Source organism: Sulfurisphaera ohwakuensis (genome assembly GCF_009729055.1).
In the GTDB taxonomy this organism is placed as follows: Archaea; Thermoproteota; Thermoprotei_A; order Sulfolobales; family Sulfolobaceae; genus Sulfurisphaera; species Sulfurisphaera ohwakuensis.
The window spans coordinates 1552585-1576242 of the sequence record NZ_CP045484.1; the positions used below are offsets into that span (position 1 = coordinate 1552585).

The 23658-nt window shown below is 34.7% G+C and carries 19 protein-coding genes and 4 pseudogenes; 17 read left to right on the plus strand and 6 right to left on the minus strand.

Going from position 1 to position 23658, the window contains the following annotated elements; all coding sequences use genetic code 11:
- Positions 1–32 precede the first annotated feature (32 nt).
- Both D1869_RS08705 and D1869_RS15480 read left to right on the plus strand, forming a co-directional pair.
- Complete coding sequence (locus tag D1869_RS08705) at positions 33–215, plus strand: hypothetical protein (RefSeq protein WP_156014755.1); 183 nt, start codon at positions 33–35, stop codon at positions 213–215.
- Positions 148–364 (plus strand): annotated as a pseudogene (locus D1869_RS15480) (hypothetical protein). Before D1869_RS08705 ends, D1869_RS15480 begins: the two are co-directional and overlap by 68 nt.
- A 63-nt stretch (positions 365–427) precedes the next feature.
- On the opposite strand, the gene D1869_RS08710 reads toward D1869_RS15480, so the two are convergent.
- Positions 428–1378: an IS110 family RNA-guided transposase gene (locus tag D1869_RS08710; RefSeq protein WP_156014756.1), complete on the minus strand. Its 951-nt coding sequence runs from the start codon at positions 1376–1378 to the stop codon at positions 428–430.
- A 266-nt stretch (positions 1379–1644) separates the two neighbouring features.
- Here D1869_RS08710 and rfbD point away from each other — a divergent pair, with 266 nt between their 5' ends.
- The 5 genes from rfbD to D1869_RS08735 all read left to right on the plus strand — a co-directional run bounded on the left by rfbD (position 1645) and on the right by D1869_RS08735 (position 5754).
- Entirely contained in the window at positions 1645–2466 is an 822-nt protein-coding gene (gene rfbD / locus D1869_RS08715) for a dTDP-4-dehydrorhamnose reductase (RefSeq protein ID WP_156014757.1), read from the plus strand.
- Positions 2467–3501, plus strand: a complete 1035-nt coding sequence (locus D1869_RS08720; RefSeq protein ID WP_156014758.1) for a glucose-1-phosphate thymidylyltransferase — start codon at positions 2467–2469, stop codon at positions 3499–3501.
- Positions 3498–4460 carry a dTDP-glucose 4,6-dehydratase gene (locus D1869_RS08725; protein ID WP_156014759.1) on the plus strand — a complete coding sequence of 321 codons (963 nt, stop codon included), beginning with the start codon at positions 3498–3500 and terminating at the stop codon, positions 4458–4460. Before D1869_RS08720 ends, D1869_RS08725 begins: the two co-directional genes overlap by 4 nt.
- 642 nt (positions 4461–5102) lie before the next feature.
- Positions 5103–5372: a hypothetical protein gene (locus D1869_RS08730; protein WP_156014760.1), complete on the plus strand. Its 270-nt coding sequence runs from the start codon at positions 5103–5105 to the stop codon at positions 5370–5372.
- Complete coding sequence (locus tag D1869_RS08735; protein WP_156014761.1) at positions 5365–5754, plus strand: hypothetical protein; 390 nt, start codon at positions 5365–5367, stop codon at positions 5752–5754. The genes D1869_RS08730 and D1869_RS08735 overlap by 8 nt, the downstream gene beginning before the upstream one ends.
- A gap of 311 nt (positions 5755–6065) precedes the next feature.
- On the opposite strand, the pseudogene D1869_RS15815 reads toward D1869_RS08735, so the two are convergent.
- Positions 6066–6200: pseudogene (locus tag D1869_RS15815) on the minus strand (IS1 family transposase); the annotation flags it as partial.
- Between the two features lie 676 nt (positions 6201–6876).
- Here D1869_RS15815 and D1869_RS08740 point away from each other — a divergent pair.
- Genes D1869_RS08740 through D1869_RS08750 form a run of 3 tightly spaced genes read left to right on the plus strand, consistent with a single transcriptional unit; the run spans position 6877 to position 9375 of the window.
- Positions 6877–7191: a winged helix-turn-helix domain-containing protein gene (locus D1869_RS08740; RefSeq protein WP_231113581.1), complete on the plus strand. Its 315-nt coding sequence runs from the start codon at positions 6877–6879 to the stop codon at positions 7189–7191.
- Between the two features lie 36 nt (positions 7192–7227).
- Complete coding sequence (locus D1869_RS08745) at positions 7228–7791, plus strand: hypothetical protein (RefSeq protein WP_156014763.1); 564 nt, start codon at positions 7228–7230, stop codon at positions 7789–7791.
- Between the two features lie 12 nt (positions 7792–7803).
- Entirely contained in the window at positions 7804–9375 is a 1572-nt protein-coding gene (locus D1869_RS08750; RefSeq protein ID WP_156014764.1) for an NCS1 family nucleobase:cation symporter-1, read from the plus strand.
- On the opposite strand, the gene D1869_RS08755 is transcribed toward D1869_RS08750, so the two are convergent.
- From D1869_RS08755 to D1869_RS08765, 3 genes are read right to left on the minus strand one after another with little or no spacing between them, the layout of a single operon-like run.
- Positions 9372–10661 carry a protein kinase domain-containing protein gene (locus D1869_RS08755; RefSeq protein ID WP_156014765.1) on the minus strand — a complete coding sequence of 430 codons (1290 nt, stop codon included), beginning with the start codon at positions 10659–10661 and terminating at the stop codon, positions 9372–9374. The genes D1869_RS08750 and D1869_RS08755 overlap by 4 nt on opposite strands.
- A gap of 15 nt (positions 10662–10676) precedes the next feature.
- Complete coding sequence (locus D1869_RS08760; protein WP_156014766.1) at positions 10677–11498, minus strand: DUF973 family protein; 822 nt, start codon at positions 11496–11498, stop codon at positions 10677–10679.
- Positions 11499–11502: 4 nt separating this feature from the next.
- Entirely contained in the window at positions 11503–12798 is a 1296-nt protein-coding gene (locus D1869_RS08765) for a TrpB-like pyridoxal phosphate-dependent enzyme (protein ID WP_156014767.1), read from the minus strand.
- 74 nt (positions 12799–12872) lie between these two features.
- Between D1869_RS08765 and D1869_RS08770 the strand changes: the two genes are divergently transcribed.
- Positions 12873–13169: a hypothetical protein gene (locus D1869_RS08770; RefSeq protein ID WP_156014768.1), complete on the plus strand. Its 297-nt coding sequence runs from the start codon at positions 12873–12875 to the stop codon at positions 13167–13169.
- Positions 13170–13629: 460 nt separating this feature from the next.
- On the opposite strand, the gene D1869_RS08775 is transcribed toward D1869_RS08770, so the two are convergent.
- Complete coding sequence (locus D1869_RS08775) at positions 13630–14256, minus strand: CPBP family intramembrane glutamic endopeptidase (RefSeq protein WP_156014769.1); 627 nt, start codon at positions 14254–14256, stop codon at positions 13630–13632.
- Between the two features lie 801 nt (positions 14257–15057).
- Here D1869_RS08775 and D1869_RS08780 point away from each other — a divergent pair.
- The 6 genes and pseudogenes from D1869_RS08780 (at position 15058) to D1869_RS08805 (ending at position 23245) form a co-directional block, all read left to right on the plus strand.
- Positions 15058–16158 carry a YncE family protein gene (locus D1869_RS08780; RefSeq protein ID WP_156014770.1) on the plus strand — a complete coding sequence of 367 codons (1101 nt, stop codon included), beginning with the start codon at positions 15058–15060 and terminating at the stop codon, positions 16156–16158.
- Positions 16159–16284: 126 nt separating this feature from the next.
- The gene (locus D1869_RS08785) at positions 16285–16893 is read left to right on the plus strand and encodes an IS607 family transposase (protein ID WP_156014771.1); all 609 of its coding nucleotides are present in this window, start codon (positions 16285–16287) and stop codon (positions 16891–16893) included.
- Positions 16877–18177, plus strand: a pseudogene (locus tag D1869_RS08790) (IS200/IS605 family accessory protein TnpB-related protein). The gene D1869_RS08785 and the pseudogene D1869_RS08790 overlap by 17 nt, the downstream one beginning before the upstream one ends.
- Before the next feature lie 291 nt (positions 18178–18468).
- Positions 18469–19387 (plus strand): annotated as a pseudogene (locus D1869_RS08795) (ISH3 family transposase); the annotation flags it as partial.
- Between the two features lie 212 nt (positions 19388–19599).
- Positions 19600–20832 carry an RNA-guided endonuclease InsQ/TnpB family protein gene (locus D1869_RS08800; RefSeq protein WP_156014772.1) on the plus strand — a complete coding sequence of 411 codons (1233 nt, stop codon included), beginning with the start codon at positions 19600–19602 and terminating at the stop codon, positions 20830–20832.
- Positions 20833–21163: 331 nt separating this feature from the next.
- Positions 21164–23245: a xanthine dehydrogenase family protein molybdopterin-binding subunit gene (locus tag D1869_RS08805; protein ID WP_156014773.1), complete on the plus strand. Its 2082-nt coding sequence runs from the start codon at positions 21164–21166 to the stop codon at positions 23243–23245.
- The last annotated feature ends 413 nt before the right edge of the window (positions 23246–23658 follow it).

Here is a 23658-nt window from a genome sequence, read left to right on the forward strand (position 1 = left end):
AATACTACAGGTTTATTTTTAAGGAGGTGATTTTGGGAGTACCGTTCAGGGTGGAGATGGATATCCCCCTTATATTTATATACCCCTTTATCGAGATATCTTTTAGTGATGTTAATGACGCTCTTCCCCAGCTCGATTGGGGGCTTAATGGGACTGAGGGAGGGGCAACTATCATTCCTCTTCTCTCTTTCACGGGATTCGGACAATATGGATGACGGATCCCCTACTCTAATTTTGGGGGTGGGTCTCTGCCCCACCCGACTGCCCACCAAATGAGAGATGTAATCCCGAATCGATGGTGGGAACGATGAACCCTCTGGAAGGGAACCCCCGACCCTTCCAGGGTGGGGAGCTTCCGGTATAAAAACCTTTCCATGAAAAATCGAGCATAGTCTACACTACTTATGGAAAAGTAAGGCTCTCCTTATCACTCGCTAGCATCAAATGGTTTATTATAATACAGCACAGCCCAAGTAATAACAGCTAATTTCCTTGCACAGGCAATAATCAACTTCTTACCCTTCAACTTTCCCTTATGCTCTTCATAAAAACGCTTGATAACAGGATTAACCCTAATAGCAGTTAAAGCTGCAAGATAGAAAGCTCTCCTCAAAACAGCATCACCCCTCTTAGAAATACCCTTAGAAACAACACTCTTACCACTAGACTCAATAACTGGGTCAAGACCGCAATAAGCAACAAACCTCTTCTTATCACTAAAGCGCCTAATATCACCAACCCTAGCCAAAATTATACAACCCAAGGTTTTACCAATACCAGGAATGGTGAAAATCAAACTATCCTTGGGAACAAGATCCTCAAGTTTCTCCTCAATCTCCCTCTTCCTAACCTCAAGTCTCTCCAACTCCTCCAAAAGAAACCTAACCTCAGCCAAGACAATACTATCCCCACCCCTCAAAACCTCCTCTAAGTTCTTCTTGGACAAACTATCCTTATAGCCCAAAAGTATCAAATCCCTCCTCAACCTATTCTTAACCCTAGCAATACTCCTAGTAACAAAATCCCATTGGCTAGTTAACTCCCTAGCATCACTTGTTGTAAACTCACTACCCATACTTACAACTATTTCTGCAAGCTTTTTAGCATCATTCTTATCACTCTTCTTACCCCTAAAATCCTTGAACTTCTTGAGTATGAAGGGATTAATAATCCTAACGTCATACTCTCCCATCAAGTACTTTGCTAGGTTAATGTGGTAAATTCCAGTACTTTCAATACCCACTTTACAACCCTTAGGCAAGATCTTAATTATCTCCTCATAACCTTGCCTATCATTAGGAAACTCGTAGTATTTGCCTTGGAAATACATAATTAATTTATCTTTTGATACGTCTATTCCCGCGACTGGGGCCTCCATATATACTCACCCTTATGTTTTATTCGGGCTTTTTGCCCAACTTCCGGTCCGAATTGGAGGAGGCCAAGCTCACCGACGGGCTTCAAGCCCAAGGAAGTCAACGGCCTACACCCCAGTCAGATCTGTATTACACAGATCTGACTAATATGTTTTATATAAGGAAGTCAGACTCCCGTAAATTGAGAAATTTAAAAATGCAGTAAATACGTAATCACCTCAGAGCTGATTTATAAAAGCTTTATATTCTACATAGAAAATTATACTTAATGCGAATACTAATAACCGGTGCATCGGGACAGTTAGGCATAGAACTCTCACGCTTACTCTCAGAAAGGCACGAAGTAATAAAAGTATACAATTCTTCAGAAGTTCAAGGAGGTTACAAACTCGACCTTACCGATTTCCCACGACTAGAGGACTTCATAATAAAGAAAAAACCAGACGTAATAATAAACACTGCTGCAATGACTGATGTAGACAAATGCGAAATAGAGAAGGAGAAGGCATATAAAATAAACGCTGAGGCAGTTAGACACATAATTAGAGCGGGAAAAGTAATAGATTCCTACATAATCCATATAAGTACCGATTACGTATTTGACGGAGAAAAAGGTAACTACAAAGAAGAAGATATACCCAATCCCATAAATTATTACGGTTTAAGCAAGCTTTTAGGGGAAACATTTGCTCTACAAGATGATAGTTTAATAGTCAGAACTTCTGGTGTTTTTAGGAATAAGGGGTTTCCAATTTACGTTTATAAAACTCTGAAGGAAGGGAAGACTGTATTCGCTTTTAAGGGCTATTACTCTCCTATCTCAGCAAGAAAACTTGCTTCTGCAATACTCGAACTTTTAGAGTTAAGAAAGACTGGAATCATTCACGTTGCAGGTGAGAGAATTTCACGTTTTGAATTAGCCTTAAAGATCAAGGAGAAGTTTAATTTACCGGGAGATGTTAAAGAAGTTGATGAGGTTAAGGGATGGATAGCTAAAAGACCTTACGATTCTTCCCTCGATTCTTCAAGGGCTAGGAAAATACTTTCATCGGATTTTCACACGTTGGATCTAGATGGTATGGTGGTGTGAATGGAGGCGGTAATTTTACACGGAGGTCAAGGGACTCGTTTAAGGCCTTTAACTCACACCGGTCCTAAGCAGTTAATAAAAGTAGCAGGAAAGCCTGTTTCCCAGTGGGTTTTAGAACAGATAAGGGATTCGGGTATCAGAGACGTGGTGATAGTTTTAGGTGATAATACCCCAACTAGGGTTGTAGACTATTATGGTGATGGTAGTAAGTTTGGGGTAAATATTACTTATGTTTATCAAGGTAAGGCGAGGGGTTTGGCGGACGCAGTATATAAGGTTAAGGATGTGGTATCTAAGAAGTTTTTGGTTTATTTAGGGGACAATCTTGTGCCTTACGATCTGAAAAAGTTTATGTCGTTTAAAGGCTCAGCTTCTATCCTTTTAGCTAAGGTTGATAATCCTAATCGTTTCGGAGTTGCTGTAATAAAGGAGAATAGGGTTGTGAAGTTGGTGGAGAAGCCGAAGGAACCTATTTCTGATTTAGCGTTAGTAGGTGTTTATGCATTTACTGATGAGATTTTTGAGGTTATTGAGAGATTGAGACCCAGTTGGAGGGGGGAATTGGAGATAACTGATGCTATACAAGGTTTAGTGGATGAAGGAAAGGAGGTTAATTACGAAATAGTGGAAGGTTGGTGGAAGGATACTGGGACTCCTATGGATATATTGGAGGCTAATTCTTTTTTGCTAGATAAATATGCTGAAAGGAGGATTGAAGGTGATGTAGAGAATTCTACTATAGACGGTAGGGTTATAGTGGAGAAGGGGGCTGTGATAAAGAATTCAGTTATTAGGGGCCCCGTATATATAGGTAGGGATAGTAAGATAGTGAATTCCTACATTGGTCCTTTCACTTCAATAGGTGATTTGAGTCAGGTTGTTGATAGTGAGGTTGAGTATAGTGTTATTCTGGATAATGTAAGGATTAAGGGGGTTTCACTTATGGATTCGTTAATAGGGAACAATTCTGTTGTGGAGAAGGGAAATAGGTGGCAGAGGCTAATAATTGGTGAGAATTCTTCGGTGATATTATGATAATTATTGGTGGTGCGGGTTTTATAGGTTCTGCGTTTGTAAGAGAGGTGAATAGGAGGGGAATTAAACCGGTTGTGATTGATTTACTTACTTATGCGGGAAGGATGGAGAACTTAATTGGTACTGATCATGAGTTTGTGAGGGCTGATATTAGGGGTGAGGAGATTCATAATATTTTAGGTAAAGTAGGAGGGTCTGCTAATAATGTTGTTGTTAATTTTGCGGCTGAGACTCATGTGGATAGGTCTATTTATAAGCCTCAGGATTTTGTGACTACTAATGTTATAGGGGTTGTGAATCTTTTGGAGGCGGCTAGGAGATATGATTTTAATTATGTTCATATTTCTACTGATGAGGTTTATGGTGAGGAGTGTGGGGATGAGGATTCTCCTTTAAAACCGTCTTCACCTTATAGTGCTTCTAAGGCTTCTGCTGATTTGTTTGTTAGGGCTTATGTTAGGACTTATGGGATTAAGGCTATAATTATAAGGCCTTCAAATAATTATGGCCCTAGGCAGTTTCCGGAAAAGCTTATTCCTAAGGTGATAATTAGGACTTTGATGGGGGAGTATGTTCCTATTTATGGTGATGGGAGGGCTGAGAGGGATTGGATTTATGTTGAGGATACTGCTAGGATAATTTATGATATTTTGGAAATGGCTGAATGGAGGGGTGAGGTTTATAATATTCCGGGAGGGCAGAGGTATAGTGTGCTAGATGTAGTTAAAATGATTAGTGAGGTTATGGGGAGGGAGGTTAAGGTTAAGTTTGTTAGTGATAGGCCAGGTCACGATAGGAGATATTGTATGAGTACTAAGCTTAAGTATGAGGTTACGCCGTTAAGGGAGGGGTTGAAGAGGACTGTTGAGTGGTATTTGAATAATAGGTGGTGGTGGGAGCCATTGATAAAGGATAAGTTCTTTGTAGAGGATGAGCCTTGGAAAGCAGAAGTTAGCTGATGATGTTAATGCAAAATGGGTAGCAATAATCGGTTGTTAATTTAAGATTTTTGTATTTTGCGTTTTAAATATTTTAGTAACTTTTAAAAATATCCATTTCCATAATTTAGTTCAGCACGAGAAGTATAAGTTCTCTTAGTAGTTCAAGGAAATTACAAAATGGTGGGGTTAAGAGGGCGAAAGCCCTAGCCTTTTTACCTAAATCTCAAATTCGTTTATAAAAATTATTTGAGGAAACAATTATCTCGAAAATTTTATTAATAAAGAAAAAGTTAAGATATAGCAGTTGTTCTAATTTTCCTCGGTAATGCGAAATTCTCGGTACTATCGATAAAGTTTTTAGTTTAGTGTTTGGTTAAGTAAAAATATGAGGAGAAACTCCTCAGGTTAGTTGAGATATGTTTAGTTAATGCACTAGGTTTGATGAAAATCTTTAAACTGCGTTAAAGTAGAACAACTGCTATAAGATAGAAACTTGAACAAAAAGTGGTAAAATTTAGTTTAATTTATATAATTTTATAAAAATATCGATTTTTTACAAAGATTAATAAACACACAATTCATATGTTTATAAATATAATAACTATAGAAGAAAATAACAATTAGTTATGCATTTAAGTCTTTTGGGTTATATATACATACATGGAGTACAATAGTCAAGTAATTCAGAATATTTCGCAGTTGTCTAGTAATAGTCCGCAATTTAATATTTATTCAAATTCCTTTACTGTGATTGTTGATGAGGAATTTGGTAATATGATTGTTGAATTCCAAAGAACTCCAGTAAAAAGTTATGAAGGGGAGGCATTTGTAACTATAGGAGTGGACGAGAGCGGTAGAGTTTCATATATTTCAATAGAGCCGTTAGACTCTGATCTAAAAGAAGGTATAAAGAGGATTAAGAATGAGTGAAATAATAAGCTATTTTTTAGAGAATATTAAAGAAGGTAAATATAGAGTTGAGACTGAAGATGAGAATATATTAATTGTAATTCATCCTGTTATCGTGAAGGTTTTCAGAAAGGATCACAAATACTCTTTTGTTGTAAATAACGTAATTTCGGTTCACACGGATAAACCCAGATTTGGACCTCTGTGTTCTGGAAATGTTGTTAATTCTAGACCGGCTAAGATAAAGAAGATAGAATTAATGGAGGAACCTAAGATAGAAGTTAGGGTAGAAGATAGGTTATTCGAGATATTAATTAGCGTGACTAACATTTCAATATACCCGGAATATAGGGATCCTTTTGGATCGCCATGCGTAACAGTATCAACGGTGATATTATATTAACTGTATTTTTACTAGGCATGCTTCAGAAAGATTAAGGCTCAGATTAGAAGAACTATCAAACACGTATGGATTAGAAATAAGAAGTGAAATATGGAGGGTTATAGATAACTTCTGTAAGAGCGAAAATATAAACTCAAAACCACTTAATGACGAAAAAAGTTTTTGTGAAAAACTTAGCCATAATTCCCTCTACCTTATAATTGTTTTTATAGTACAGAATAGAATAAAGAAAATAATTACTATATTTCCAACAAATAAGAAATCAACTATTGAAAGATATTGTAAGTCGTAAAGATAGTACAGTTATTAAGCTACAAATCTGATATAAGCCTTCTCTCCCATAAGACTACTTCATTAGGTTAAGGCTTCCATTTACAACCTTTGTTTCTCTCAAAACGTAAAAGCTTATCTCTAAGAGAGGAATGAAAGAACTCGTTTGGATTAACCTATGAAACAGTATAGCAGTTTACGTAAAATCCTAACGATAAGATAGTTTTTAAATAAACCATTCTTAGCAGTGAATATTCTTACTATAAAAACGATAGAACTTATCCTATTTACTGAAATTAGATATAAGTATTAGAAAATTCTTTGTAAAAATTATCTTATACAACGATTTTCCAATAAATGCTAACAGTACATGGCTCTTCGAATAGAAGTATAAGTTGTAATCATAGCTCAGTTATTATCAGGCAAGCGCATTTTAGCTTACGAAAAATATTCTCATCTAATCGCAACAATATAAATGAGGCTAAATTCTATGTCTTTTATAACTTAACAAGTAATAACACTTATAGAACGCTGTAGATTCTTTAAAGTAATTTAATGATATTTTCCTGATATAAAAGTTGTCGTAGTATTCTTTCAAGAGTTAATAAATACTCTAATTTATTTTCCTGCTTCTATAACTAAAATTTCTCAAATTTCCACAAGTGCTATTTAATCTTACTTAAGATATATATCTCTAGACATAAGTTAGATCTTTTTCGCAGTAATTATTGAAGCGTTAATTGCTTTGAGAGCGATAAGTATTTTAAACTTTATGAACGTTATTCTTCTAACGGAGAATAAATGTTAATATTTAGAGTAAAATATTTTAAGTTGTCAGATAGACTATATTATATGAAAGTTAAATTTAATAAGAAAAAAAGGACTGATTATGAGATTATTTACGATATACTTAACGCACTTAAAGATGGTCCAATTCCAAAGACTAGGTTAATATATAGGGCTGGGCTAACATATTTAACGGCCACAAGATATATACCATATCTAGAAAAACAGAATCTAATAAAGAAGGAAGGGGACTTGTATCATATAACTGAAAAAGGAGAAGAAGTGAGAAAGCTTCTGGAAATTTATAAGGTTAAGGCTAATGAAATAAAAGAAATTGTTAGTAAATTAGAGAAAGAAATAGGACCTGAAGAAGAACTTTGAGAAAGTATTTAAATAGGTTAACAACATTTTTTATTAATGAACTTTGTTTCTTGGCTTCTAGTCATTATATCCTTTGCCTATTCATCCTCTCTGTGTGTAGTATCCAAAATAATGAAAAGTAAAAGCAGATTATTAGGGACAAAAATAAAGAAATTATTGGCGTTAAAATTTATAGAAATGAGTGCGGATTTGTTATCTACGAGTGAATTTGCTGAATTAATGGAGGAGGTTTCTTTTCTAACAAATTTAGAAGTAATTGATAAGGATGGTTTATTTCATGAACTTTATCAAAAATTTCCGCGTATTGAGAAGGAGTTAAAGGAAGTATTTATTAGGGTTAGTCTAGTCAACAAGATTGATTACCTTGCCAAAGACCTAGAAAGAAAAGCGTTCGTTCTAAGAATAGCTGCAGGTTTAATGTTCATATCTGTACTAGGTTTAGTCACATATTTTGATTTTTGTCCTTACATTTCAATTTTATCTATAGTGCAATATACAACTACTGGATTGATGATAGTATTACCTTTAATAATATTTGATTCGTTAAAAACCCTTTATCGATCGGACAAAATAATTAGAGACTTTTTAAGGGAAAAGTGATTTTTAGTTTTGATGGCTGAAATAGAGAGATCGTCAATAGTAAGATATTATAAAGATAGGGGACAAGTAGAATTAACTAATGTTTTTCCAAATGAGAAACTGTTATGGAACGCTGATATTCATCCAGTGCCAGTAAAAGGTAGAAATTGGGGAGCATTAACTTATTTCTGGATTTGGGTCTCAATGGTTTTTATTGTGCCTTCATGGACTTTAGCAAGTGTTGGTTTGGTTCTTGGTTTATCTGTTATTCAATCAATTTTTATAGTATTTTTAGGAAATTTAATTGTTTTAATCCCAATGATTATCCAATCTCACGGAGGAGCTAGATACGGTTTAGCAGAGCCACAATTAACAAGAACTAGGTGGGGTATTTACGGAGCAATTCTCCCTAGTTGGATTAGGGCTATAATAGGTGCAGGTTGGTGGGGGATTGAGAGTTATATCATAACTGAAGCAGCAACTGCAATCTATACTATTTTAACTGGAAAAGTTAACATTGTGGAATATACCGCGACACATTATTCAAATTACCCATTTATATTAGCTATTGATTTTCCAACAGTATTTTGGGGAGTATTTGCTGGAGTTATTTTAGCTCAAATCCTGGTATTTTACTTCTCTCCGATAAATAAAGGACAACCTGCTTTGAAATGGTTAGCAAGAATTGGTGGTCCAGTAATACTTTTAACTTATCTAGTTACGTGGATTTATTTCATGAATAAAGTAAGTTGGTCTATAAATATCTTTTCTTTATCAGCTTCTTCCTCTCCATCGATATTATCTTTCTTAACATTCTTAAACGCAAATATTGCATTTTGGGCTACCATGGCACTAACGATGCCAGATTATACTAGATTTGCAAAAAACCAGTTTTCTCAAACTATAGGTCAAATTCCTATGCCTCTTTTAATGCTATTTATTGCTGTTATGTCAGTCATGACAACGTCAGTATCATTAAAGCTTTATGGAGAAGCAATTTGGGATCCAATAATTCTAATTACCCTTCATACAAGTTTCGCAATCCCATTACTTTTAGGAATAATTTTGGGAACTTTCCTTGTTAATGTTTATGCTAATGCTGTTGGTCCTGCTTATGATTTTGCAAATACGTTTCCTAAATATTTATCATGGTTTAGAGGATCTTTGATCTTAATAATAGTAGGATTAGTGATAGGTGCATGGAGTTATTACGGTAATGCGTATAGTTACATACAAAATTGGTTATTAACTTATGGCGGTCTTTTAGGGAGTATTGAAGGTATAATTATATTTGATTATGCCGTTATTAGAAGGTTTAAGATCGACTTACCTGATGTGTTTCTAAGTAAAGGGAGATATAGGTATTGGAAGGGAATTAACCCAGCGGCGTTAATTACTTTCGTAGTCATATCCTTATTACTCTATCTACCATATCCAAGTGAGAACATAGTTCTAGATAATTCATGGGTTTTATCGTTCTTACTTTCTGGAGCAATTTATATTCCTTTAATGATATTCTGGGTTATTCCTAAATATCAGCCATTCTTAAAAGGTTCTTTAAGAGAAGGATATATTTCAGAAGAATCTAGGAAAATCTATAGTTAACAAGAAAATCTTTTTAATCCTTCTATTACTTGGAAGATGCTAGGTCTTTTTCTATAATCGGGATATACTAAAGAAAGTAAATATTTCTGGAATTTTTTCGAGGTAGAGGAGTAAAGTTTTAGGTAATAATTTACATATTTTGAATAAACTGAATTCATATCGTTTGTGAATACTATCTCATCTGGATTAAAACCGCTTCTACCCCAGGTTAATGCTAGTAATGAAGCACCAAGCGAAAACACGTCCATTACTGGCATTGAAGGATATGCCATATATTGTTCTGGTGGCGCGTATTCTGAAGTTAGATGAGTAGGGATTTCTCTTATTCTTTTGGCGGAACCTAAATCTCCTAACTTTACTTTTATATTACAAATTTCTTCTGGGTTTGTAACTTCTTTTGGAAGTAAGAAATTACTTGGTTTAACATCCAAGTGAACATAACCAGCAGTATGAAGGGTTCTTAGTGCGTATGCGATATCTAAACCGATTTTTGCAACTATTTCTTCCCAGTTTGAGGAGTAATTAAACCCTTTAGACAATAAGGAGAGAACTGATCCTCCAGCCATGTATTCCATAATAATAGCTGGTGGTGATGATAGGTATAGAAATGGATCACCTCTCATTATTTCCTTTATATTTGTTAGGTCATTATATACTGCGTAAATACGAACTAGGTACTCAGATTTTGAGGTAATTTCCACTAGATTTATTGCTTCTTTAGATAACTCCCTAAAGAGATTTAAACTAGAGACTGTCGCCGACATGTTAGCATTGTCTATTTTTGGTATTTTAATTGCGTAATTAATTCCGTTTTTTACTCCTCTGAGTACAAAGGAATTTCCGCCTTCTCCTATAATCCCTACAATTTTATAACCGTAAATTTCTTTCCCAAGCCAAGAGTTTGGAAAACTTGGTAAGATCTTACTCTTATACTTTTCATATATTTGTTGTAAATTAGTGGAATGGAATAACTCTTTTAGATAATCACAAATCTCATACTCTGACAAACACTCAATAGGAACGAGAGAGGGTATTTTTATTGCTGCATATACTGAGGCTGTAGATGGGGTGTAAAAAGATATAAGATATGAATCTTGCGATCTAGAAATAGAAAAGGTTTTATCACTAACTGAAGTCGATGGAAACAAAGTCTTTTTTACTATAGGTTCCAGAGCCGATCCGAAGAAAATAATCTCAATGGGAGAAATAACTAGAGGGATTTTCTTTTCAATAGATATAGTTGACAATGAAGAAAAATCCTTTTGTAGCTTGCTAAAAATTATCATAAAATAAATCTTTAGTTAAGGGTTATATATTGCTTGTAGTGTTTCTGTGAAAGTTGAATATCCTGTAGTTATTACCAATGTTACCTTATATTGTGTAGGAGATAAGAATAGCGGAGTCCCCATATTAATTATAACGTTATTTATACCTAAAGTGAGTGGAATTGAAAGCATTACTGCATAAGGTGTTCCTTCAATTTTTGCACTAGTTATTGTACCGTAAATCTTGGAATCAAGAGTAAGGTAAATATAACCGTTACTTCTGATTATTCCTAGCCCTATCTCTTTTACTTGATTACTGCTAACGGTAGTAGTTGTTAATGGTTTATTCATTATTCTATTTAATCCCACAGCTGTTACTATAAAACCTATAATTGAGATTATTGGGAAGACGTTAAGAATCGCACCATGTTTAATTAACTCTTCTCCATAAGCATTAGCTATTCTATCTAATCCTTCCTTAATTAAGGCAAAACCTATAATAAAAAGTATTATGGATACGAACCCTATAATATGGATAAACACTGAACCGACAATAACTAACAAAGAACCAGTATCTGCACGACCTTTATAAACACTTAAATTTCTGAACCCAGAGTAAAGAAAAATTCCACTAATTATGCCCAATATTAATGCTAAAATCTGTAAAAGTAACGAGGTGATTAAGCCATTTAAGGAAACAATATTACCAGTAGAAAGCACTTGTAAAAGCTCTGTAATTTCGATAATTACTGAGGAAAAATATACAATTTCTGTTACTGTTAACAATAAAAAGGCATTTCTCAATTTGGAAAACTCTGTAGCCTCGTTAACTATCATAAGATTTAGTGTAACCAACACGTATTTATTCCTTATTAAAACCTAACACATCAGCGTAGTTAGCTAGATCCAATAATCCATGGCCTGAGAAGCTTATTAGTACTGTTTTCTTTTCGCCACTCTTCTTAGCTTCCTCAACTATTTCCTTTAGTATTGGCAATGCATGACTGGTTTCTGGTGCTGGTACCCATCCTTCGATTTGACTGAACAGTTTAGCCCAGGCAAATGCTTCTTCTTGCGAGTAATCCCTAGCCTGTACGATTCCTTTATACATCAGTAATGATAACGTTGGCGCTACTGCATGATATCTTAAGCCTCCAGCGTAAACTGGTGCTGGTATAAAATCAGATCCAATAGTATACATTTTTAGCATTGGTAAAACCTTTGCAGTATCAGGATAGTCATATTTGTAAACTCCTTTTGTCATTTTTGGAACTTCAATAGCCCCAGAAGCTATATACTTTCTTCTTACTTTACCTTTTCTTAATTCTTCACCAAGGAATGGATAAGCTAAAGCAGCATAATTTGAACCTCCACCAACAACTCCTATAATATAATTTGGGTCTTCACCAATCATTTCCATTTGCTTCTTTGCCTCCATTCCAGCAATTGTCTTAAAGAGAATGTCCGAGTTTACTACGCTACCTACAACATATTTTCCTCCATTTTCTAGGGCATAATAAACAGCCTCTGATATAGCAATTCCTAATGATCCAGGAGTATTAGGATCTTTAGCTAAAACTTCTCTTCCATATCTAGTGAATTCTGAAGGACTTGGATGTACTTGTGCATTGTACATTTGCATTAGATATCTTCTATACGGTTTTGCGTAATAACTAGTTCTAACCATGAAGATGTGAGCTTGAATATTAAATAATGCAGAAGCCAATGCTACTGCAGATCCCCATTGTCCTGCACCAGTCTCAGTTGAAACAAATTTAGCGTTATCGAGTTTTGCAAAATATACGTGAGCTAATGCACTATTTATTTTATGTGATCCAGTATAAGTATGACTTTCCATTTTCATGTATATCTTTATATGTCCTCCTAAGTATTCTTCCAGTTTTCTAGCTCTTATTATAGGTGTCGGTCTTCCAACTTGCAGATATCGTTGAAGAACTTCTTCCGGAATTTTTATGTATCTCTCCTTTGAGAACTCAAGTTCAAGTACTTTACTGGGTAATACTTGTTTTAATATTTCAAAAGATTTTCCAGTAGGGTCTTGGGGTTCTGGTAAGGGTTCTGGTAAATCTGGTAAAATATTATACCATTCTGTTGGTATTTCATCTTGCGGTAAATCGAACCTAACTTTTTCGAGCATACAATAATAATATCATTTCTCTTTATTAGCGTTTTCCAAATTCTTTTATACCGCCTTTAGTAGTAGTTTTATTGATGGAAGACTTTATTGATAAGTTAAGCAATGTAGTAGCGAAACTTTATAAAGGGGAGCCTCTAACAGAAGAAGAAAGGGCTTATGCTATCGCTATATTTGAGACTGTAGCCCAATATCTTAAAACCTGGAATGATTTAACTAAAAAGTTAGAGGAGCTAGAGAAAAAAGTAAAAATGCAAGAGGAGGAGATAAATAGAATGATCGAATATGAGAGAGAATTAAAAAAGAAATTACAGATTACTGAGAATAAATTAGCAATTTTAGAAAAGAATGTTTTTCTACTACCTAAAAACTAAATATTTTTTCATAGAGGTGTTAGATCCTTTTCATGTTAATAGAAATCTTTTATATTGGTTTATGACAACTTTTTCATTAATAAAGGACGACTTCTCATACCACTAGGTAGGAGATATAAGCATTGAGCAGTTATAGTTTCATGTTGAGGACTAAACATTTAATCATGAGTGAGTATAAAATGAAAGTGTAAGGACAAATGAGGAATTAACACCTATATATTATTGTTTTCTAAGTATATAGGTATCTATGTAGCGTTGTTAGAGTAATAAAAATTTTAGAAAAAATATAAAAGGAGTTATTCTTCTCTTCCATTAAGCTTTCTTTTCTTATCCTCGACTTTACAACTATAAAATTACTCCTAAATAAATGAAGAATTTTGAACTTATCTTTGTTAGTAAGAATATATCTTATATAATAAATGAAAATAATCATCTATTTAATATTGGTTAAACGAGTAGCTCATAAATGGAAAAAGGAAATAACTAAACCGGGCTCAATTAATGAATCTATTAGTGCATGAGATATAATGCACGGTACAATACTTTTACTTGAATTAAATACGTACGCTAGGCCTAATCCTAACAAAAATGTACCTAAGACACCTCCAAGTCCCCATGTTATATGGTAGACTCCAAATAGAGAGGCTGAAAGGAGGGATGATTTCAGTGTACCATAAGTTCTCGATTGAGTAATTATAAATCCTCTGAAGACTACTTCTTCAGAAAAACCTGCAATAATTGCTGTGGTAATAGCTATACATTTTAGGAAGTTAATTTCAAAAGCATATTGTAGCACTTGTGGGATTTGTAGTTCGATAAGCGAATAAATTGTTGCTATGAATATGGCTAGGATTATTGAGGTTATAGAAGTAGGTTTGTGAAATCCTAAATCTGCTAAAGTTATTCCTAATCGTCTTATTAAAAATAAAAAGATCGATATTCCGACAAGTTCACTTATACTTATTGTTACTAGAAAAAATTCTATTCTAGAAGTACTCTCCATAACTAACGGATACATTAGAAATGTAATCCCTATAACTACAAGAAAAAAGACAGATACATATTTTACAATTGAAATAATATTCATAAGTATTGTTCAACTTAGACTTTATAAAATTTACCATAGGAACTGAAAATATTGGAAAGGCTAATCATAGCAGAGCTAGACGTTGTGAATTATCATATAAAGAGTTCATAGCACCATAAAAAAGATATAAAGCCATTAACTCATTAAGCCTTCATAAGGATAATAAGCGTTAAATTATTACATAATATTTCACAAATTTATATAAATATTATAATAGAGATAATATAAAGCAATTTTTGTTCAAGAAAACAATATAAATTAAGAATTTTTGAAAATTCAAGAGGATTTACGACTTGATGATAAGGTTATAAAAACTCAAACACTTCCGTAATCCGCCTTTAAGTAATATACCGTGTATAACAAAATCAATTTAATATTTTCTACTTATGAAGATTTACTGACTTAACTAATTGATATACTTTCTGAGAATTTAAAGGATCCTAAATATATACAAGGTTTATGTATAATTTGAATGGTCTATATTTTCCTTCAAACTATAACAAGATATAATATTACCAATATAATGTATTCTATTTACCTTACTTTTTTATGAGATTTATAGGAGTACGTTCTATTTAATTACTATATTATTGTTGAATGACTTCATTAGTATTTATGCTTAATTTTACCATATAGAAAATAAACTACCTATATTCAGTAAAAAATTCTATATTATATAACCATATCTATTTAAAAATTACTATATTGCAGGATTTTATGTAAAATGCAATCTGAAAAACTTAAATATTGCGATATTGAAAGAGAATATGTTTAGAAGAAGAAAGAGAGGATTGTTTAAATGTGACTTACAAATCTAGATTGTTAAAGTTAATAATAATATCTGTAATATTCATTGCATTAATATTAATATTAATAGGACTACAAGGTAATAATTTAGGTTATGTAAAGTATACATTATATTTTAATAATACAATTAATAATTTTAATGCCCCTTTATGTATTGCTTATGATGCTAACAATAACTTTTTGTACGTAACTAACTTTCTCTCCAATTCTGTTATTGTTATCAATGCAAGTGTGAATCAAGTGGTTGGGAATGTATCGGTTGGGTTGTATCCTACGGCTATTGTTTTTGATCCTAGTAATAATTATTTGTATGTTGTGAATAGTGGTTCTAACTCTATTAATGGATCAAACTCTATTTCTGTAATTGACCCCACTACAAATCAAGTTATTAAAAACATAGTAGTGAAAGATGGTAATGAAATCGTTTTTGATCCTAGTAATAATTATTTGTATGTTGCTAGTAGCAGTTCTAATTCTATTTCTGTAATTGACCCCACTACAAATCAAGTTATTAAAAACATAGTAGTGAAGGATCCTTACGGTATTGTTTATGATCCTAATAATAACTATATATACGTAACAAATCCTGCTGCTGGTACTATTTCAATCATTAATCCTAACACTGATCAAGTGGTTGGGAATGTATCGGTTGGGTTGTATCCTACGGCTATTGTTTTTGATCCTAGTAATAATTATTTGTATGTTGTGAATAGTGGTTCTAACTCTGTTTCTGTAATTAATCCTGCTACGAATAAAGTAATTACAAATATAAAAGTAGGTAAAAGTCCTTACGCTATTGCATATGATCATCATAACGGTTATCTTTATGTAACTAATTCAGGTTCCCAATTTATTTCTGTCATTAACCCTAGTACAAACAAAGTTATTGGGAACATAACGTTAAAATATTATTCTTACGGTATTGTTTATGATCCTAATAATAACTATATATACGTAACAAACTTTTACTCTGGTGCTATTTCAATCATTTCTACTTCTTCGCCTGTAAATGTTCTTCTTATTTCTATTCTATTAGCTGTGGTTATTATTACAATAACTGTTGGATTACTATTAATAAGGAAATGGAGGAAGTGAACTTCACTTCTCCTAACCCTAAATGCATAATTGTTCTTTGTCACATGTTACAGTAACATTAAAAATGTACAAAGACTGTAACATTTCTGCGTAACTTTTAAATACTTCTAGTTACTTCTAATTACTGTGGAGAGGTATTTAACACCTAGTGAAGTTGCCGAGATCTTTGGGATAAGTAGGAGTGGTATTATTAAGTGGATTAGGGAAGGGAAAATAAAGGCTATTGAAATTAACGGTAGGTGGAGAATACCTTACAGTGAAGTAGAAAGATTAATAAGTGGAAAAGAAAAAGTTAAACAAGTAGCAATTTACGCTAGAGTCTCATCAAACACACAAAAGGACGACTTAGAGAGACAACTAAACACGTTGAAGGAATGGGTTAAGAAAACCTTCGGTGAAGTGAGTGTAATTGAAGTTAAGGACATTGACTCTGGATTGAAAGAAGATAGAAGAGGATTAAAGAAACTCATAGAATTAGCCAAGAGGAGACAGATCGATGTGGTAGTAGTAGCATACAAGGACAGACTAACACGTTTCGGCTTCGAATACCTCGTTGAGCTATTCAAAGCTTACGGAGTAAACGTCATCGTGGCTTTCCAAGAAGAACCAAAGGATTACATACAAGAGCTAGTAGAGGATTTCGTAGAAATCGTAAAATCCTTTGCTTCAAAAATTTACGGCCATAAGTACGAGAAGGTGATAAAATGTGTTGAAGACACTGAAAAGGACAATTAAACTTGATAGCGACTCTCTGAACAAGTGGAAATACAACGTTCTTAAAGAGATTGAGGAATACCAAAGAAACATAGTTAATGAAATGATTAACATAATACTCTCTGAGGGCTTACCAACTACTAGGAAGAAGTTGCACGAGAGGTTTTACAGTTATTATAAGGAAAAGTATCCCTTCTTACCTTCAAGGGTTATTGAAGGATCCTACATCGTAGCTGGTAGGATAGTTAAGAGTTTTAGGGAGAGGAGAAAGAAAGGACTAACGAGAAACCAGAGTATAAGAGGGTCGTGATCACAATCCCTAACACGGTTAATTGGAAGTTTAACAGAGTGTCTGTTAGCGTTTTAACCCACAAGGGTTGGGTTGAGATCCCCCTCAAGTTCACTAAACAATTCATCCACTATTTATATGAGGGTTGGAGGGTTTCTCAAGAACTCAAGTTAAGGTTAGTGGGTAGGAGAGTCCTAGTCTGGTTAACATTTGAGAAGGACGTTGAGGTTGAAACGAAAGAAGGTAATTACGTTTCTATTGACGTTAACGAGAATAATATCACCTTAGCAGTTTTTGAGGGTTTCAAGCTCAAGGAGATGAGGCGTTATGAGACTGGATTAGGGAGGATTGTTATTAACTACTCCTTGAGGAGGGAAGAGGTTACTAAGGGGTACTCAACTAAGGACGAGCTAATTAAGAAAAAGTTGAAGAGGTTGAGGGAGAGGAAGCTTGATGTTCTTAGAAAGACCGTTAAGAGGGTTGTTGAGTTGGCTAGGGATTTAAAGGTAAAGGTTGTGGTTGGTAAGTTTTCATCAAAGGCTAAGGAGAGGATGGAGGGTAACAAGAATGGTAAGCTTAGGCATAGGATTCATCAGTGGAGTGTTGTTAAATTTATTGAAATGCTTAAGGCTCAGCCAATAGATGTCACGGAGGTTTCAGAATCATATACTTCTTCCATAAACCCATTTGATGGTGAGAGGTTGGGGAAGAGTAAGCAAGTAGTGGAGAAGGTTATCAAGGTTTTTAACCCCTACCTGATGACGGGCTCTGCTCACGAGGGTAGGGGGATCAAGGTAATCAAAGTTACCGCTAGGTACTTAGATGGTGGGGAAATATTGTTAGAAAGGAATTCAATTGCACCTCTTAACCTTGTAAAGAAGGTGGATGGGAGGGTATTGGTGTTTCCCTCGACTAGTCCCAATGAGTTAAGGGTGACTGTGTATGATCCCTTAAGAGGGGTGCCCTTGGCGGAATTAGAAGTAATTAAAAGTAAGGATAAGTTACGCCATGGGTAAACACTTTTTAGGGGCTTTATCCTTTAAAATTCTGGGAATATAATTTTATTACTACTCGATTAAATTGTTGATAAGCTTAATATATTGTTTAGCTAGATTATAAAGTTTAGGGGTTCAAAGGGGGCGAAAAACCTCGCCTTTTACGGTACTCCCAAAATCATTTTACAAAAATAATTCTGATTGAACAATATTAAATTTGTTGAACATAACCAAGTTTATAACAACATCAAGAATTCAACAAATTGGGAAAAAAGGTTTAAAGCGAGGGAATCGGTATTACCATAAGGGCTCATGGTAATGCCAATTCCCTCATTAAACACTCAACAAATAGGGTATAAATTAATTTCCATGAGTAACTTCCAAGGGAGAAAGGGAGAGGAAGTTACAAAAACCTTGATCTCAGCATCATTACACAAAGATTCAGTGGAAAACGTTTCCAGAGCTTACAACGTATCACCACAAACGGTGAGGAATTACGTTGAAGAACAAGGGTTACAAGTAGCGGAAAAAACACTGGAACAAGTGAAACAAATCTCACTCGAAACACTTAAGGGCGTGAAGGAGATAGAACTATCAATAGATTGGACAACAATAACTTGGTACGGAAAACCTGTAGAAGGTTTGGGAAGCTCAGAAAAGGGATACTCGTGGAACTACGCAACAGCTACAACGAAATACGAAGGAAAAATCCTCATACTTGCTTTCATACCGCAAGTTAATGGGATGACAAAGGATGAGATTGTCAAGGTCTTGATTGAACAAGTGGTTGCAATGGGATTTAGGATTAAACTGATAACACTTGATGCAGGATTTTACACGGTTGAGGTGATAAAATTCATATCCCAGTTCAACTACATTATTGGAGTTCCCGTTGGTGATGTCAAGATCTACGAGGAGTTTGATGGTGAATATATTACGAATAGTAAGAGGCGTAGTAAGGATGAGCAGGTTAAGTTTAGGCTGATCGTGTATCGCAGGGAGAAGATCAAGAGGAAAAAGAAGAAGGTTGTTTACTTCGCTAGGGCTACAAATCTCGATTTACCCAAGAATAAGGTCTTGGAGTTATATAACAAGGTGAGGAATCCGATAGAAACGTCTTATAGGAGTGTTAAATCGTTCCTCCCCTTTACGTGTTCAACAAAGTTCATTTTCCGCATGTTAATCTTCTTACTTGCCGTGCTCGTTTACTCCTTGTACACGATCCTCAAGGATAACGTGAAAATGAGGACTTTCAAATCACTAATTTCAAAAATTATTGAAAATATATCTGAGGCAGAGATTTATTTAAATAAATCAGAGGAAACGCTTACTAATACTACAGGTTTATTTTTAAGGAGGTGATTTTGGGAGTACCGTTTAAGGCGGGGATGGATAGCCCCCTTTGTAGAAATATTTTTTAATCCACTCTCGAACATTTTATTAATGCCCAACGTAGGGTTCCGCTTTCGTGCATATGCTGACGATCAAACAATTAGGGCGTTAAAAGCCCAGTTGAGGTTAGCATGTGAGATGTACAACACCCTACGCTGGGCAGATATCTATTTCTACCAAAGGGACGGAAAGGGTCTTACACAAACGGAGTTAAGACAGCTCGCTCTAGATCTAAGAAAGCAAGATAAGGAGTACCAACAACTCTACTCACAAGTAGTACAGCAAATTGCCGATCGTTATTACGATGCTAGGGATAGGTTCTTCAAAGGTCTAGCACACTTTCCTAAGGAGAAGAAACCCCATAAGTACTACTCTCTTGTTTACCCACAAAGTGGATGGAAAATACTTGAGAGCAGGGAAATAAGGACTAAGAGTAGGAAGAATAAGAAGAAGCTGGTGTTATTGAGGTTATCAAATCTCGGCGTGTTTAAGGTCATTGTTCATAGGGACTTCCCGCTTGACAAAGTTAAGAGGGTGGTAGTTAAACTAACACGTTCAGAGAGAGTATATGTCTCCTTCATAGTTGAAGGTGTTGGATTCTCTCAATTCCCAAAGACTGGTAAGGTAGTTGCAATAGATGTTGGGGTAGAGAAACTCCTAACCACGAGTGATGGGTTCTATTTCCCTAACTTGAGACCTTATGAGAAGGCACTTGAGAAGATAAGGAAACTCCACAAGGTTCTCTCGAGGAAGGAGTTCTTGTCGAAAAATTGGTTTAAAGGAAAAGTGAAGTTAGCTAGGGGTTATGAACACTTGAAGAACTTGAGACAAGACCTCTATATGAAGTTGGGTAAGTGGTTTGCACAACATTATGACGTTGTAGTAATGGAGGATATAGATGTTAAACAACTGGTGGAGGAGTCAGAAAGGAAGTTGAGGATGAGGTTACACGATGTTGCATTCCATGAGTTGAAGAGAATACTAGAATATCAGTTGGAAAAATATGGAAAGAAACTGTTGTTAATAAACCCAGCATATACTTCAAAGATGTGTGCCAAGTGCGGGTACGTAAAGAAGGAGTTAACTTTGACTGACCGTGTGTTCAGCTGTCCTAAGTGTGGTTGGGTTACTGATCGTGACTATAACGCTTGCTTAAACATGTTGAAGAGATCGGGGTGGGAGCCATCCTTAGTGCCTGTGGAGCTCTACCCTCTACCCGTAGCGAAAAGCTACGGGCAAGGTGGGGCTATGAAGCAGGAAGCTCCGCCCTTCAGGGCGGGGTAGCTCACATCTCAAACTATAACTAGCATGCATTCCATGTCTTCTCATCTAGTTAAAAATTTTTTATGTCAAATAAGACATAAAAAATCTCATTTTATAAAGATTTTGCTCAACTAAATAGATGTTAATAGCTTAGTTTTTCAGATCGATTCAGAGGTTAATGATTTAGAAGGGTACTTTATTAGAATTTTGAATGATGTTAATAAGCTCTCTCAATCTTTAGAGACCTTTTTTGTTAAATCAAAGGAGGAATTAAGGATAAGAGCTCAAGAGGAGAATGAACCCGAACTATTCGGAAATAAACTTTAATAATTTTTGGCGTTATCAACTTCTAATGAAAAGGTTAGATGTAGTAGATTTAATTAAAGGAAAGGGAAATTATATAGATGATTATCCTTTCAAGGGGAAATATGCTGTATTTGTGAGGAGCCCTTACTCTCACGCAAAAATAAAAAAGATAGATGTTACTGAAGCTGAGAAAAAGGGGGCTTTGGTTTTAACTGGTAAAGATATTGTTGCAAGAAAAGTAGAAGCTGGAGAAAGAGAAGGTGCAGGATTATCAACCATGCTAATGGCTACAAATAAGGCTTTATATGTTGGTCAGCCAGTAGCTTTGGTAATTGCTAATGATCCATATGAAGCCTCAGATTTAGCAGAGTTAATACAGGTGGATTATGAGCCTCTAGAACCAATACCTAATATAGAGAAAGCGTTGAAGGGCGAAGTTTATGTATTTGATGAATTAAAGAGTAACGTTATAAGGGAACAGACTTTTGAGTTTGGTAAAATATCTACCCAAGGAAAAGAGTTAGAGTTAGACTTATACTGGTCTAGGAGTAGTGGAAATCCAATTGAAACTTTTGGAGCAATAGTTATTCCTACTACTCAAGGTTTAGAAATAATATCAAACCAACAAGCTGGAAATTTTGTTATTTCCGAGTTAGAAAAGGCCTTAGGAGTTAAGGTAACACATAAAAATGCTAGACAAGGTGGTAGTTTCGGTTCTAAATTTTCTTTAGTTAGATACTTATCGGTATTAGCTTTTGCGTCGTTGAAATTTAAAGTACCAATAAAGTGGATAGAAACTAGGACTGAACATTTGTTAGCTTCAAATAGTAGTGGGCCAGAAAGAAAATTCAAAATTAAAGCCTATTATGATTCGCGCGGTAAAGTGAATTTCTTAGATATTCATATTTGGGAAGATGTAGGAGCATCAGTAGAGGCTGGGCAACCATTTAAACCGTTAGGACATTTAACTGGCCCATATAAGATACCCGGGATTAGATACACTGCAACTTTAGTAGCCACGAATAAGAACCCACCCGGTGCATTTAGGGGTGCTGGTACACCTCCACATACATGGGCATTAGAAAGAGTTATGGATGCAATAGCTGATGAATTAGGTTTAGATAGGGCTGAAGTTAGGAAAGCTAACGTGATCGACTCTTTCCCATATGATAGTGGATTTGCCTATTATGATTCTGGTAATCCTAGTGGGTTACTTGAAATGGCATTATCAAGGAAGGATATATTCTCAATGAGAGATGAAAAAACTGGTGTGGGTTTAGCATTATCTACTGATCCTAGTACACCTTCTGGGAGCGAGAGAGTTAAGTTAAAAATAAAGAATGGTAAAGTCGTGGTAGGGTTAGGCTTTGGACCAGAAGGACAGGGAAATGAACATACAGCTGTTTTGTTAGTCTCAAAACTTCTTGGAATCCCAACAGATCTAGTGACTTATGAAATTTTAGATAATAATGAACTGACTTCATCCTTTGGTCCCGGTGGAAGTAGAATGGCTGCTTTCACTTATGGTGCTATAAGTGGTGCTGTAGAAGAGTTAAAGGCTAAGCTAAAAAGAGAAGCTGAAAATCTTATAGGAGATGTTGAGTATAAAGATGGATACTTCATTGGTGAACATGGTAAAATAGGGATTACCCAATTTGAGGGAGAAGAAGTAACTTTTACTTTCTCCCTTCAAGGAAAATATAGATTTAATGCATATCCATTTGCTTGTGATTTAGCTGTAGTTAGAATTGAAGATGGCAAAATTAAACCGATAAAACATGTTGTTTACATAGATCCGGGGAACCCAATAGATGAAGATCTTGTAAAAGAACAAGTTATTGGCGGTACAGCAATAGGAATTTCTATTGCACTTTATGAATCTTATGTTTATGATGATCAGGGTAATTTATTAACTACAAGTCTAGCAGATTACGGTTTACCAACAGCACCGGATTTACCAGAAATTGAGGTTAATATTGTACCAACACCTTCCCCAGTTACGCCAGGAGGCGTAAAAGGAATCGGTGAGATACCAGTTGGTGTTGCTGCAGCTGCTGTGACTAGTGCTGTAGAAGATGTTCTAAAGAGAAGGGTTAAAAAAGTGCCCATAAGGTTAGATGATTTTTAAATTTGTTTAATTGTTACTCAATATACTCCTCTATTTTTTTAATAAGCCTTAATCTTCTGTTTATTAGGAATAATATTTATAATGACACATTTTGTTTACTTCTAGAAGAATATATATAAAAGTATAGGTGCTAAGAAATTTAAATTATGAATAGTGTTTAAGGAAATTACCTTACCATAAAAAATCATAATATTTGCTTATAAACTAATGATTATCTTGAATTTTACTTCTTAGTCTAATCGCTTACTAGAAACAGATTTTCAATTAGTGAGAAGATCTTCTTAATATATTTTCAACGTAACATAAAAATGTAACGGTTTTCCTATTTAAATAATGTATGAATATAAAATCTAAATTAGACTCTTCATAAATGAGTAAGAATGTTTTTATAATAGTCCGGCTTATTTTAACTT

Excerpts from the sequence above, each read along its gene's own strand:
- D1869_RS08710 (WP_156014756.1), bottom strand. The coding sequence starts at position 1,378 with ATGGAGGCCCCAGTCGCGGGAATAGACGTATCAAAAGATAAATTAATT.
- rfbD (WP_156014757.1), top strand. The coding sequence starts at position 1,645 with ATGCGAATACTAATAACCGGTGCATCGGGACAGTTAGGCATAGAACTC.
- D1869_RS08720 (WP_156014758.1), top strand. The coding sequence starts at position 2,467 with ATGGAGGCGGTAATTTTACACGGAGGTCAAGGGACTCGTTTAAGGCCT.
- D1869_RS08725 (WP_156014759.1), top strand. The coding sequence starts at position 3,498 with ATGATAATTATTGGTGGTGCGGGTTTTATAGGTTCTGCGTTTGTAAGA.
- D1869_RS08730 (WP_156014760.1), top strand. The coding sequence starts at position 5,103 with ATGGAGTACAATAGTCAAGTAATTCAGAATATTTCGCAGTTGTCTAGT.
- D1869_RS08735 (WP_156014761.1), top strand. The coding sequence starts at position 5,365 with ATGAGTGAAATAATAAGCTATTTTTTAGAGAATATTAAAGAAGGTAAA.
- D1869_RS08740 (WP_231113581.1), top strand. The coding sequence starts at position 6,877 with ATGAAAGTTAAATTTAATAAGAAAAAAAGGACTGATTATGAGATTATT.
- D1869_RS08745 (WP_156014763.1), top strand. The coding sequence starts at position 7,228 with ATGAACTTTGTTTCTTGGCTTCTAGTCATTATATCCTTTGCCTATTCA.
- D1869_RS08750 (WP_156014764.1), top strand. The coding sequence starts at position 7,804 with ATGGCTGAAATAGAGAGATCGTCAATAGTAAGATATTATAAAGATAGG.
- D1869_RS08755 (WP_156014765.1), bottom strand. The coding sequence starts at position 10,661 with ATGATAATTTTTAGCAAGCTACAAAAGGATTTTTCTTCATTGTCAACT.
- D1869_RS08765 (WP_156014767.1), bottom strand. The coding sequence starts at position 12,798 with ATGCTCGAAAAAGTTAGGTTCGATTTACCGCAAGATGAAATACCAACA.
- D1869_RS08770 (WP_156014768.1), top strand. The coding sequence starts at position 12,873 with ATGGAAGACTTTATTGATAAGTTAAGCAATGTAGTAGCGAAACTTTAT.
- D1869_RS08775 (WP_156014769.1), bottom strand. The coding sequence starts at position 14,256 with ATGAATATTATTTCAATTGTAAAATATGTATCTGTCTTTTTTCTTGTA.
- D1869_RS08800 (WP_156014772.1), top strand. The coding sequence starts at position 19,600 with ATGCCCAACGTAGGGTTCCGCTTTCGTGCATATGCTGACGATCAAACA.
- D1869_RS08805 (WP_156014773.1), top strand. The coding sequence starts at position 21,164 with ATGAAAAGGTTAGATGTAGTAGATTTAATTAAAGGAAAGGGAAATTAT.